A 13,135-nucleotide genomic window follows, 5' to 3' on the forward strand; every position below is an offset into this window, starting at 1 on the left:
CGCCGCCTCCCCCTCCGCCTCCTCCGCCGCCGCCTCCCCCTCCGCCTGCGAACGAAGCTGCGGAGCAGTCATCGGACAAGCTCAAAGAGGATGAGAAAGTCTTGGGACTGTTGGCCCACTTGTTCTACCTACTGTGCTGCATCGGCCCGATCGTCAACCTGATCCTCTGGCAGGTATGGAAGGATCCGGCCTCGGGCAAGAGCCGCGAGCTGATCTTTCAGCTCAAGCAGGCCTGCTTTTTCCAGACGGCGTTTATCGCCGTATTTTTCGTGATCGGTATCGTCCAGGGCGTGTTGGGCTTCATCGGCATACCGGTGATCGGGTTTCTGCTCACCGTGTTGAGTCTGGCCATCAGCGTGCTGGGCCTGGTGCTCGCGATCATGGCCGCGATCAAGGTCGGCCAGGGCGAGCACTACGAATATCCGGTGCTCGGCGAGAAGCTCAAACAGTCCGGAATTTAATCCTCAGCCAACCCGCAAGGCGGTTTCCTCGTCCGAGTTCCGGCCGGGGAAGCCGCCTTTTATTATTAGGCGAACTTGACAAGCGCCGATCAATCGTTATACATAATCCGCCCAATTTCCCCGGGTGGAGGCCCCTGATGAGAAAAAGAGACCTCGACAAGTTCCGCAAGTTGCTTTTGACCAAGCGCGACGTGATTCTGAACAAGACCAGAAAGACCCGAACCGACGGCAGCCTGCACTCTTCCGAGGATATGCGCGACGACGGCGACCACGCCCGCTTCGCTTCGGAGCAAGCGTTCAACCTACGAATGCTTGACAAGGACCAGAAGCTACTGCGCGAGCTGGACCACGCGCTGAAGAAGTTCGAGACCGGCGAATACGGTATCTGCGAGGGCACCGGCGAGCCGATCGACCTCAAGCGCCTGCAACTGCGCCCCTGGACGCGCTACAGCGTCGAGCACAAGCGCAGTCTGGAAAAAGAGCGCAAGAGCCTGCGCAAGATCGAACGCGAGGCCGAACGCAGCACCCGCCTGGGTTAACCCGGCGCAAAGCACGCGAGCAACCATCGTCGTATCTCAACGACCCGCCCCGCACCCGGCTTTGAGCCGGGGACAAGGCTCGCACAGTTCGCTGGTCCTAATGCCACGACCCTCCCCGCGACGGCACCTTTGAGGCGCAGCAAAACTCGCGCATTGCGATTGTAATTAAACATCGACCAATCCCGCGTCGCGGAGCGTATCGTTGGACAATGATTATGGTCCGCTCGCGTGCCTTGCTCCAGCTCGAAGCTGGGCGCTCGCGCCACACACAAAGATCAATCTCTTGATCTTTACCCCCTCCCGATTGCCCCTTTAGTCGAATAATCTGGAACCGTTGTGATAAGATTTGTTGGTTATAAATAATTGGAGGTTCACCAAATGCCCGATGGTATCGAGCAGGGTCGGAAAGCCTGGCAGGAAAAGGTCGTGGACAAGACCCTGGCCAAGCGTCCCGAACGTAAACCCGATTTTAAAACGACCTCTGACATCAAGGTCGAGCGGCTGTACACGCCGTTGGACCTTGAGCATCAAGATTACGAGCGCGACCTGGGATTCCCCGGCAGCTATCCCTACACGCGCGGAGTCCAGCCCACAATGTTCCGCGGCCGGTTCTGGACGTTCCGCCAATACTCGGGTTTCGGCGACGCGGCCTCGACCAACGAGCGCTTCAAGTATTTGCTCGACCACGGTCAGACCGGACTGTCGATCGCCTTCGACCTGCCCACGCAGATGGGCTACGACTCGGACAACCCGCTGGCGGCCGGCGAGGTGGGCAAGGTCGGCGTGGCCATCGACTCGCTCGATGACATGCGCACGCTGTTCGAGGGCATCCCGTTGGATAAAGTCAGCACCTCGATGACGATCAACTCCACGGCCGCCGTGCTGCTGGCGATGTATCTGGTGCTGGCCCAGAGCCAGGGCGTGCCCTTTGATAAAGTACGCGGCACGATCCAGAACGACGTGCTCAAGGAGTACATGGCGCGCGGCACCTACATCTTCCCGCCGAGCCCCTCGATGCGGATCATCTCCGACATCTTCGCCTTTTGTTCGGAACAGGCTCCGCAGTTCAACACGATCAGCATCTCGGGTTACCACATCCGCGAGGCCGGCTGCTCGGCGGTCCAGGAGGTCGCGTTCACGCTGGCCGACGGCATCGCCTACGTACGGGCGGCGATCGACGCCGGTCTGGACGTCGACGCCTTCGCCGGACGGCTGAGCTTCTTTTTCAACGCCCACAACAACCTGATCGAGGAGGTCGCCAAATTCCGCGCGGCCCGACGGATGTGGGCACGGATCATGCGCGAGCGCTTCAAGGCCAAGGACCCGCGCTCGTGGACCATGCGCTTCCACACCCAGACCGCGGGCTCGATGCTCACCGCGCAGCAGCCGGACAACAACGTGGTGCGCGTGACGCTCCAGGCGCTGGCCGCGGTGCTCGGCGGAACCCAGAGCCTGCACACCAACAGCCGCGACGAGGCGCTGGCCCTGCCCTCGGAACAGGCGGTGACCATCGCCCTGCGCACGCAGCAGCTGATCGCCGAGGAATCGGGAGTCTCCGAGACCATTGATCCGTTGGCCGGCAGCTACTTCGTCGAGTCGCTCACCGACCAGATCGAGACCAAGGCGCTGGAGTACATCGAGCGCATCGATCAGATGGGCGGGATGGTCGAGGCGATCCTCGCCGGCTACCCCCAACGCGAAATCCAGGACAAGGCCTATCAGTGGCAGCGCGCGGTCGACGCGGACGAGCGCGTGGTCGTAGGCGTCAACCGCTACGTTCAACAAAACGAGGACTGCGCGGGAGACCAGGAGATACTGCGCGTCGACCCACGGATCGAACAACAGCAGGTCGAGCGAATCGCCAAGCTGCGCGCGGCCCGCGACGAGGCGGCATTGCAATCCAAGCTCGAGCTGCTGCGCCGCATGGCGCACGGCACCGAAAACCTGATGCCGCCGATCATCGAGGCGGTCCGGGCGCAGGGCACGTTGGGCGAGATCTCCAACGCCCTGCGTGACGTATTCGGCGAGTTCCAGGAGGTAATAGTAGTTTAGCCGATGAACATCGCAATCACTTTCAACGTATTCACGGTCTGGGCCGTGGCGGCGATGGGCCTGGTCACCGCCTATCAGATCGTGCACCTCTCCGGCCGCGCGCCGGAAGACCGTTCGTTCGCGCTGTTCTGGCTGCTTTTCGCCTGCCTGTGGTTCTTCGCCGGACTGCGACAGGTCTTCCACTACCTGGGCAACAGCGATATGGACCTAGCGATCTTCATCGTGGTCCAGGTCTTCCTGGCGCTGCACCTGATACCGGCGCTGTACTTCCTCTCCCGGCGGGTTTTCGGCAAGACCGGGTTGACCAGGATGATCACAATCTACGCCGGGTTGGGCGGCCTGCTATTTCTGATATTTCTCGCGATTGACGGCGTGAAATTCCGCGAGGCCACGGAATTCGGATCGGAGTGGCAGCTCTCCACACGCACGTTCATCGCCTTTGGTTGCGTGTTCGTTGCCGCCGTGTTAATGACGGTCTCCGATCTGATACTGTGGGGTTGGCGCAGGATCCGCGGCCTGGACCGCAGCGATACCGAGTACGCGCTGATCGTGCTAAGTATAATGATCTACGAGACCGTGGGGGTGGCCGACGCCAAGGGCCTGACCGCCGAATGGTGGATGCTCGCCGGCAGGGGTCTGATGTTGATCTCGGCGTTGATCGCCTACTTCTGTTACTCATGGACCAGCACGCAGCTGATCGTTGTATCCAAGGAAGTGGATCAGCAAATGGACGTCGAGGGAAACGAGAATGCTTAAATCGAGCATCACCCGACGCCTGCTGTTATTCCTGTTGATGATCGGCGTGTTGCCGGTGTTGGTGACCTCGGCGCTGGTCAGCCAAGCCTACGAGCAGCTGATGCAGCAGCAGCCGACCAACGTCGAGTACCAGGTGGACCTGCCCGACGATCAGAGCCAGATGTCGCTGGAAACCACTCGTTCGCACATCAGGCAGCTTGTGGCGATGATCAGCTTCATCGTGCTGATCTGCGTAATCGGCCTGGCCGTGGCAATGGGGCGTTCGTTGGTATTGCCGCTGCGCAAGCTGATCTCCGCGGCCGACGCCATGGCCTGCGGCAACCTCGACGTACGCATCCGCACCACGCTCAGCGACGAGATCGGCACGCTGGCCGAGGGATTCAACCGCATGGCGCGCGAGCTGTCGCGCGCCCTGGCCGAGATTGAGGAACAGCGGCTGAATCTCGAGCGCCGCGTCAGCGAGCGCACGGCCGAGCTCCACCTGCTGAACACCGAGCTGCAGAAGAGCACAGAGAAGGTCTACAAGGCCAACCGGTTGAAGAACGAGTTCTTGGCCAACATGTCCCACGAGCTGCGCACGCCGCTCAACGCGATCCTGGGTTACGCCGACCTGCTGGTTGACGGCGTGTACGGCGATCTCAACGAACGACAGATCGACAGCCTGGCGCGGGTCAAAGCCAATTCGCAGAACCTGCTGGCGTTGATCAACGACATCCTGGACATGAGCAAGCTCGAGGCCGGTCGCATGCGGCTATACATCGAGAACGTGACTTTCAATCAGCTGGTCAGCGAGATGCTGACCTCAATCAAACCGTTGTTCGAGAGGAAGAAAATCAGCATCGCGGTCGACCTGGACGAGCAGATCCCCATTCTGCGCACCGATCGCTCGAAATTGCAGCAAATCCTGCTCAACCTAATTTCCAACGCGCTGAAGTTCACCGACGAGGGGGAGGTCAGACTCAAGGCCTATATGCTGCCCAATGCAAAGCGCCTGCGCATCGAGGTCTCGGACACCGGCATCGGCATCCCCGATGACAAGCTCGACGCGATCTTCGATCCCTTCCGCCAAATCGACGGTTCGACCACGCGTAAGTACGGCGGCACGGGGCTGGGCCTGTCGATCGTGCGTAAATTCGCGGCGTTTCTCGAGGGTGAGGTCTGGGTCACCAGCAAGCCCGACGAGGGCTCGAAGTTCAGCGTCGAGATCCCCTGCAACATCGAACAGGACCAGGCCGACGCCAAGCTCAAGCTGGCCGAGCAGTCCAAAGAGAACCGCGTAGTGCTGGCGATCGACGACGACCTGGACGCGCTGAACCTGATCCGCGACTCCCTGGAACGCGAGGGCTACTCGGTGGTCGGCTGCACTGACGGCGAGGAGGGGATCAAGCGCTCAAAGGAGTTACAGCCGCTGGCGATCACCCTGGACATCATGATGCCCTACCGCGACGGCTGGTCGGTGCTGCGCGAGCTCAAATCCAATCCCAAGACCGAGGACATTCCGGTGGTGGTGGTCTCGATCATCGACGACCGCTCGCTGGGCTATTCGCTGGGCGTTGCCGATTACATGACCAAGCCGATCGACAGTAAGATGTTGGTGGATAAAATGCGATTTATCCTGGAGCAGCGACTGACCGAGCTGTCCGAGGGACAGCATAAACACGTCGCTAATTAAAGGGGAATCCAGATGGACCGGCAGCACAGCAAGCTTATTCTGGTAATCGACGACAATGAGGAAAACGTCGATATTATCGTAAATAAGCTGCACCACGTGGGCTACGAAGTGATCAGCGCCGAGGACGGCGAGGGTGGAGTCGAGCTGGCGCGCGGGAGGAACCCGGGGCTGATTCTGCTCGACATCATGCTGCCCAAGATGGACGGCTGGGAAGTGCTCGAACAACTAAAGTCACACGAGCAGACCAAAGATATTCCGGTGATCTTTATGACCGCCTACACCACGATCCACTTCGAGGGCGAACGGCGTCGAGCGATCGACTCGGGCGCCACGGACTACTTGAAGAAACCCTTCGAGCTGCAAAAACTGGCCGAGCTGGTCGGGCGGCACCTGCCGCTATAACCCGCATTATCGGGCTGGTCCCGGAACCGAAAAGCACTGCTTGCGGTCACAATCCACGGAGGAGCAATGAAATCACGGCATCTGTTGATTTGTGCGCTGCTGCTGACCGTGGCGCTGCCGGCCGCGGCCGCTGATTTCGAGAAGCGCGTGGAGCAGGCCACGGCCCGCGCGTTGCCGTGTGTTGTGCAGATCAACGTCTACGGCAACCTCAACGATCCTGACGCGCGATTCGGCGGCTCGGGAGTACTGATCGATCCCGACGGATCGATCTTGACCAACCATCACGTGGTGGCCAACGGCCGGACGATCAAGGTCCTGCTCTACGGCTCGGACGTGGAGCACGACGTCGAGGTGTTGGCCGAGGACCGCCGGATCGACCTGGCGCTGATCCGACTTGTAGACGCGCACGACTTGCCCTACGTCGAGATCGGCGCCTCGGAGAAGCTGCGTCCGGGACAGTGGATCCTCGCCATGGGCAACCCGATGGGAATGCGCTCGACGGTCAGCGCCGGCGTGATCTCGTTCATCGATCGCGCCGATTCCGATCAGATCATCCCCTACGTGCAGATCGACGCGATCATCGACAAGGGCAGCTCGGGTGGCGGCGTGTTCAACCTCGACGGCGAGCTGGTGGGCATAATCAAGTCGGGCATCGGCCGCGGAATCGGGCTGGCAATCCCGACCGATATGATCCACAGCTTCATCGCCGACGTGCATGACACGGGAGTCTCGATGCGCTCCTGGCTCGGCGTGCAGCTTCAGCCGCTGAGTCCGCAGCTTGCCGCGCACATCGGCCTGTCCGAGGTCACCGGCGTTGTCGTGACCGACGTGGTGCCCGATTCGCCGGCCCAGCGCGCCGGGATGCTGCCCGGCGACCTAATGTCCCGCCTGGGCGGTGTCGACCTCGATGGCAGCGGCGACCTGAAGATGGGCACGCTGATCCGCCAGATCAACACCCTGCCCCAAGGCGAGGAACTGGACTGTGTGATCTACCGCCTTTATCAGGACCAGTACCAACCGTTCGGTCTCAAAGTGACGCTGGTCGAGAAACCGAGTAAGCCGCCGCGCGCCCTGGACAGCGGGCTGGGCTTCGTGGCCGAGGAGCCGACCACGAGCAATTACCGCGAGCATTATCTTGACGCACCCAAAGGCGTTATCGTATCATTCGTCCGCTCCGGCTCCCCGGCTGAACAGTCCGATTTGTCAGCCCATGACGTGATCCTCGCCGCAGAGGGAAAACCCATTGGCGATATCGATGACCTCGAAGCGGTGCTGGAGAACATACCCGCCGACGGGTCGCTGCTACTGGAGATCTTCCGCGGCCAACGGCATTATCTGATATTGATCCGCAGGGGTGCTTCAGCAGCGGCAACCGGGGCGGCAGAGCATTGAGCAGAGCCACCGTAGCTCAGTTGGTAGAGCAGGCGATTCGTAATCGTCAGGTCATGGGTTCGAGTCCCCTCGGTGGCTCCATTTCCCTCCTTTCCACGGCTTTTCCCGGAATGCGTTTAGATGGCGACACGTAAGCCGCGCATCACCATGCCGCGCGGCACGAGCGAGGCGCCCAAGCGCAAGACCTCCGGCGGCGCGCGCAAGGCCGGCCCGACCTCCCTCGGCGGCGGCCGGCGCACCAGCGGCACGACGTCGCGCACGCGTAAGCCCACCGGCAAACCCAGGCGCAAGCCGGCGCGCAAGCCCGGCAGCGGCGCGAGCCGGACCCGGCTGCTGCTGAGACTGGCCCGGCAGCTGTTGCTGCTCGGCGCGGCGTTGCTGGTGATGTTCGCGATCGGCTGCGCGCTCTACGGTTACGGTCTGCGCGACGAGGTGCGCGAGCGCTTCACCGCCACGCAACGCTGGCAGGTCCCCAGCCGAATCTACTCCGACTCGCTGACGATCGTCCCCGGCTCCAACGTCGAGGCGCTGGCCCTGGACAGTCGGCTGTCGCGCCTGGGTTATACAACGATCGCGTCCCGGCCAACGCGCAAGGGGCAGTTCCGCAATACGGACCAGTTCTACGAGATCTTCGTACACGACTTCGACTATCCCCACGAGAAGCGGCCGGGGTTCCTGCTGCGGCTGGAGCTGCGCAACGGCAACGTGGTGGGGCTGCGCGATCTGAGCGCCGACAGCGAAATCTATTCCGCCGAGCTTGAGCCCGAGCAGATCTCGGCCTTCTCCGGGCCGCACCGCGAGGATCGCGAGGTGGTGCGGCTCGATCAGATCAGCCCCTACCTGATCAACGCCGTAATCGCGGTGGAGGACCATCGCTTTTACAAACACTATGGGATCAGCCCGCTATCGCTGGCGCGGGCGATGCTCGCCAACCTGCGCGCCGGGCGCGTAGTCCAGGGCGGCAGCACGATCACCCAGCAGTTAGTTAAAAACTTCTACCTCGACGATCCGTCGCGCACTTACTCGCGCAAACTCAAAGAGGCGATCATCGCCGTGGTGCTCGAGACGCAGATCTCCAAAGAGGAGATTCTCGAGCTGTACCTCAACGAGGTCTACTTCGGCCAAATCGGCCCGGCGGCGATCTGCGGCGTGGGCGAGGCCAGCCGCTTCTACTTCGGTAAGTCGGTGAGCAATCTGGACCTCGCCGAGTCGGCGCTGCTCGCCGGATTGGTGCGCTCGCCGGGGATCTACAACCCGCGCACCAACCTCGAACGCGCCGAGGTGCGACGCGACTTCATCCTCGAACGGATGCTCGACCAGGGGCTGATCACACCCGAAGAGTCACAGCGGTCCACGGGATCGCAGCTCGAGCTGCGATCCCAGCGCCCGCCGTTGCGCTTTGCGCCGTACTTCATCGACCTGCTGCGCTCCCAGCTCGCCCAGTACTACAGCGAGCAGGTGCTGATCGGCGAGGGACTGCGGGTCTTCACAACCCTCGACGCGCAGATGCAGCGCAACGCCGAGCAGGCCGTGCGCTTCGGCATCGAGCGGCTCGAGGGACAGTTTCCCAACATCAAGGACTATACGGACAATCCACTGCAGATCGCGCTGGTGGTAATCGAACCGGCCACGGGCTCGATCCGCGCGCTGATCGGCGGTCGCCATTACGGCCGCAGCCAGTTCAACCGCGCGACCCAGGCCCGGCGCCAGGCCGGATCGTCGTTCAAGCCGATCGCTTATCTCGCGGCGTTCGACCGCGCCTGGCGCGATCCCCAGTTCGAGTTCACCGCGGCCACGCTGCTGGACGACGAGAAGTTCACCATCGACCAAGCCGGTTCGCCGCCTTACACTCCGCGCAACTACGATGGCAAGAAACACGGCGAGGTGACGGTCCGCACCGCATTGGAGCACAGCTACAACATCGCCGCGGTGCGCGTCGGCCAGATGGTCGGATTTGATCGCGTCACGGCCATGGCGCGCGCGATGGGCATCAACAGCGAGCTGTCGCCGACCCCCTCAATCGTGCTGGGCGCCTACGAGGTCACGGTGCTCGAGATGGCCTCGGCCTACTCGGTGCTGGCCAACGAAGGCTATCGCGCCAGCCCGATCTCGGTGCGCGCGGTGCTCAACGCCCACGGCGAGGAGCTGCGGCACAAGGACTTCGAGATCGAGAAAATCACCGCGCCGCAGAACGCCTACCTGCTGACCAACATCCTGCGCGGCGTGCTCTTGCGCGGCACCGGCCGCTCGGCTCCGGTCTACGGCCTGCGCCACACGGCTGCGGGCAAGACCGGCACAACCAACGGCTACCGCGACGCCTGGTTCATCGGCTATACACCGCGGCTGCTGTGCGCGGTCTGGGTCGGCTTCGACCAGAAGAACCCCGGCGACAACCGTAAGTATCCGCGACTGACCGGCGCGGGCGCGGCCCTGCCTATCTGGTCGAAGTTCATGGCGTTGCAGCTTGCGGGCACGCCCGACGAGGACTTTCGTAGACCGGCGGACATCGTCGAGGTTAAAATTGATCGCGCCAACGGCTTGGTGGCCAACGAGGACACTGAGGACTTCATCTACGAGGCGTTCATCAGCGGGACTCAGCCGCTGGAGGAGAGTCCGCTGAACCGCAATCCGCTGCTCGAGCTGTTCCGCGGCCTGCAACAGGAAGAACAATGAGAATCGTCGCCGCGATCATCTGCACGCTGCTGTGTCTGACGCTGGTCAGCGGCTGTCCGATCAAGCGCCAGCCGCGACCGCAGATCACACCCACGCCCCAATCGTCCGATCAACAGGAGGGCGACGCGGATCAGCTCGATCGCCTGTTGCGCGAGAAGGATGCCGACAGCCTGGGACGCGGCGCCGAATCCCCGGAACAGGTCGAGCCCCCGGGACCGGGTGTCGAGCCGGACCAGATCTTCGAGCAGCCGCGACAGGTGCCGCAAAACCGCATGAGCTTCGAGGAAAACCTAAATCGGTCCAGCGGGCAGCGCCGCGCGAGCAACGAGCTGGTGGCCCAGGGTCGACGCAGCCTGGCCTCGGGCAACCCGCCGATCGCGGTCTCGCGCTTTGAAAAAGCGATCCAGGTCGACCCGCACAATCCCTTCGCCTACTACTACCTGGCACAGGCCCAGTTCGACCAGGGACGCTACGACCAGACCGAACCTCTGGCCTCAAAGGCCGCCTCGTACTTCGGCGATGACGGCTTCTGGCTGGGCCGTTGCGACCTGCTGCGCGCCAAGGCGCTGCTGGCCCGGGGCGAGACGCGCGCCGCCTACTCCGCGGTGCAGCGCAGCCTGTCGTTCGACGCTGCCAACGCCGAGGCCCTGGAGCTCGAGCACCGACTCAAGCTGCAGCTGGGCATCCAGTAGCACAATAACAACATTTTTTTCAACAAGTTTGGGCTATCTTGACCGGGAATGGCATCTTGCGCCATTAGTGGCGTCAGATACATATTTCATTGATAAATCCGCTATCTAGGGAAAACTCCATAATATCAAGCAGGGATGCATAAAAAGCCAGAACTATTCTTATAATATGCACGCTAACTCCTTGCAATATAAATAATTTTCTTGACAGAACAGCGTAGGTAGGGAGATGCTGATTAGAAATTGACGGCTATAAATTCAATCAAAACGTGGGGTCGCAGAGATGAAACAATTAATAGTAGTCCTTATATTAACATCCTGCCTGCTGCTGCCGATCGCCGCCAGCGGTGCTGACGCAGACCTACCCGTATATGCGGGTTTCGGCGGCTTCACTCTGGGCGTGGGTACGATGCCGGCCAGCGAGTTGAACTCTCGATTCGAGGAAGTCGGGGCCGACGGATTCAGCATGATTTTCCCCACGCTGGGCTTTCGCGGCACAGCCTATGTCTTCGAGCGGGTGGTGCTCGGCGCCTCGATCTTCGGCAGCCAGCAGCACGTTACCGGCGACGACCTGACCGCCAACCTCTCGTTGGTCAATGCGAGCTTCGACTTCGGCTACATCGTCTATCAGACCAGCGGATTGCTGCTTTACCCGCTTCTGAACCTGGGCTGGGGCGGGATCTACCTGGACGTGGCCGGCGACACCAGCGAGCTGAACTTCATCCCGCCGCGGCTTAAAAGTAGCAACGACGACTTCCTGCTGACCCGCGGCGCAATGACCACGATGGTCGGCGTGCGCGCCGATTATCTGTTCAAGCTCTACCGCCAGAGCTACATCTTCGGCGGGTTGGCGCTCAGCGCCAGCCTTGGTTACAAGTACACGCCATTTATCACCGCCTGGTACGACGAGGGCCACCAATCGTACCTCCAGGGCGGGCCGGATATGAACTTCAACGGTGCTTATTTCGAATTTGGCGTGTCCTTCGGCGGAGGAAAAGATAAATACTACACCCTGCCCACTGAGCAGGAAAACAACTGAGGGAGACCGGCCATGAGACGTAACGTATTTTTACTATTAATGACGTTGTTGGTTTTTGCCCTAACGCTGACAACTATTCCATCATGCGCCGGCGGCTGCGGCGGCTGCGGCTACGGCAACGATGGCGGTGACGACGACGACATCGACGACGACGACGATATCGACGACGACGACGACGATATCGACGATGATGACGACGACATCCCTCCGCCCGTGCTCGATCCCTGGCCGCCTGACGGCGAGGAAGACGTGGACATCAACGCTCGTGTGGAGATCGAGGCCGACAGGCCGCTCGACCCCTCTGACTTCTCCTTCATGCTGGTCGAGATCGACACGGAAAAGGCCGAGGTGCCCGGCTGGGGCCAGTTCTCCTACGATAAGCTGAAGTACTTCTTTTATCCTTATAAGCTGCTCGGTGATCTGACCGAGTACGAGATCCGCATCACTACCGAGGGCGAGACATACACCAACGGCTTCATCACCACGGAGGTAACCGGCGAAATTCCGGTCAATCCCAATTCCGAGCTTGCGGCAGATGAACAGTGGAGTTTCTACATGAGTCTCTCGGAGATAACCAATCCGTCCGCTCTTGAGCCGTTGCTGCTCCCGGTGTTGCAGGAATTTCCGATACTGCTTGCGTTCCCTCTGATTACCACGACGGACAACGTCAACGGTCAGGGATTCTCAAGCGCGGGCGAGGCCTTCGACGCCATCGGAGACGCGAATCTGGAGCACAACTTCTCAGCCATCGGCTATCATGCCGACTGCGACATACGGGGCGATAAATTCAAATGCAGCGGCTCGGCCGCGCTGCCGGTTCGCGGCGTCGAAATGCCGTTGGATATCTGCCAGACCCGCGGTTCGATCTCAACGGACGGAAAGGGCGTCCCGAGCATAACCGACATCTCGGTGTTGTTGGTGCTCAGCGACTGTGAGGCGGTCAAGGAGGCCTTGCCGTATCTGGGTTGGCTGATCGACGAGGTCTGCGATCCGGATATCGGGATCTTCCTCGAAATGACGGCCGACGGATCGTTCAACATCTCTGAGCCGACGTTGCTTGCAGACCCGCTGATCGACGAGGAGAGCATCGAAGTAACCGCAAGCTCGGAGCTTTATAGCAACGACTCCCTTACCCACAATCTGATGAATCTGATGTTCGCCATTTACAAGGATGGGGACTTGGTGCTGAGCTCAGACCAACATACTGAAAACCTTAGCTTGCCCGACTGCTGCACGGAAGTGTCTCCGGGGATTTATTCCTTTACCAAGGCGCGCTTCGAATTCCCCGCGGAGTTCACGCTAAACTCCGGCGAGGACTACCAACTGAAGGTGATCGTGGGCATGCACGGCCTGACCTACGACTTCACCGCGCCCTAAGGCGCGCATCGATCGAACATTTCAGCGGCAGGGCCGATTTTGGCCCTGCCGTTTTTCGATGAACACGCTTTTCCGCTCGGAGT

11 protein-coding genes and 1 tRNA gene are annotated in these 13,135 nt (G+C 61.1%); all 12 read left to right on the forward strand.

The window, feature by feature from the left end:
* A partial coding sequence (locus tag P9M14_02900; GenBank protein MDP8254674.1) for a DUF4870 domain-containing protein occupies positions 1-461 on the forward strand: 461 nt, incomplete at its 5' end.
* A gap of 137 nt (positions 462-598) precedes the next feature.
* On the forward strand, positions 599-1,000 hold the full coding sequence (locus P9M14_02905) for a TraR/DksA family transcriptional regulator (GenBank protein MDP8254675.1): 402 nt from the start codon (positions 599-601) through the stop codon (positions 998-1,000).
* Positions 1,001-1,378: 378 nt separating this feature from the next.
* Complete coding sequence (locus P9M14_02910; GenBank protein ID MDP8254676.1) at positions 1,379-3,052, forward strand: methylmalonyl-CoA mutase family protein; 1,674 nt, start codon at positions 1,379-1,381, stop codon at positions 3,050-3,052.
* A gap of 3 nt (positions 3,053-3,055) precedes the next feature.
* Positions 3,056-3,808, forward strand: a complete 753-nt coding sequence (locus P9M14_02915) for a hypothetical protein (GenBank protein MDP8254677.1) — start codon at positions 3,056-3,058, stop codon at positions 3,806-3,808.
* On the forward strand, positions 3,801-5,480 hold the full coding sequence (locus P9M14_02920) for an ATP-binding protein (protein MDP8254678.1): 1,680 nt from the start codon (positions 3,801-3,803) through the stop codon (positions 5,478-5,480). The genes P9M14_02915 and P9M14_02920 overlap by 8 nt, the downstream gene beginning before the upstream one ends.
* 12 nt (positions 5,481-5,492) lie before the next feature.
* Positions 5,493-5,882, forward strand: a complete 390-nt coding sequence (locus P9M14_02925) for a response regulator (GenBank protein MDP8254679.1) — start codon at positions 5,493-5,495, stop codon at positions 5,880-5,882.
* A 66-nt stretch (positions 5,883-5,948) separates the two neighbouring features.
* Positions 5,949-7,274, forward strand: a complete 1,326-nt coding sequence (locus P9M14_02930; protein ID MDP8254680.1) for a trypsin-like peptidase domain-containing protein — start codon at positions 5,949-5,951, stop codon at positions 7,272-7,274.
* Positions 7,275-7,279: 5 nt separating this feature from the next.
* Positions 7,280-7,355 (forward strand) — tRNA-Thr (locus P9M14_02935).
* Positions 7,356-7,394: 39 nt separating this feature from the next.
* A complete protein-coding gene (locus tag P9M14_02940; GenBank protein MDP8254681.1) occupies positions 7,395-9,947 on the forward strand; it encodes a PBP1A family penicillin-binding protein in 2,553 nt (850 codons plus the stop codon).
* Complete coding sequence (locus tag P9M14_02945; GenBank protein MDP8254682.1) at positions 9,944-10,639, forward strand: tetratricopeptide repeat protein; 696 nt, start codon at positions 9,944-9,946, stop codon at positions 10,637-10,639. Before P9M14_02940 ends, P9M14_02945 begins: the two co-directional genes overlap by 4 nt.
* A gap of 280 nt (positions 10,640-10,919) precedes the next feature.
* Positions 10,920-11,675: a hypothetical protein gene (locus P9M14_02950; protein ID MDP8254683.1), complete on the forward strand. Its 756-nt coding sequence runs from the start codon at positions 10,920-10,922 to the stop codon at positions 11,673-11,675.
* Between the two features lie 12 nt (positions 11,676-11,687).
* Complete coding sequence (locus P9M14_02955) at positions 11,688-13,052, forward strand: hypothetical protein (GenBank protein MDP8254684.1); 1,365 nt, start codon at positions 11,688-11,690, stop codon at positions 13,050-13,052.
* Positions 13,053-13,135: the final 83 nt, after the last annotated feature.

The sequence above is a fragment of the Candidatus Alcyoniella australis genome, assembly GCA_030765605.1.
GTDB lineage: Bacteria > Lernaellota > Lernaellaia > JAVCCG01 > Alcyoniellaceae > Alcyoniella > Alcyoniella australis.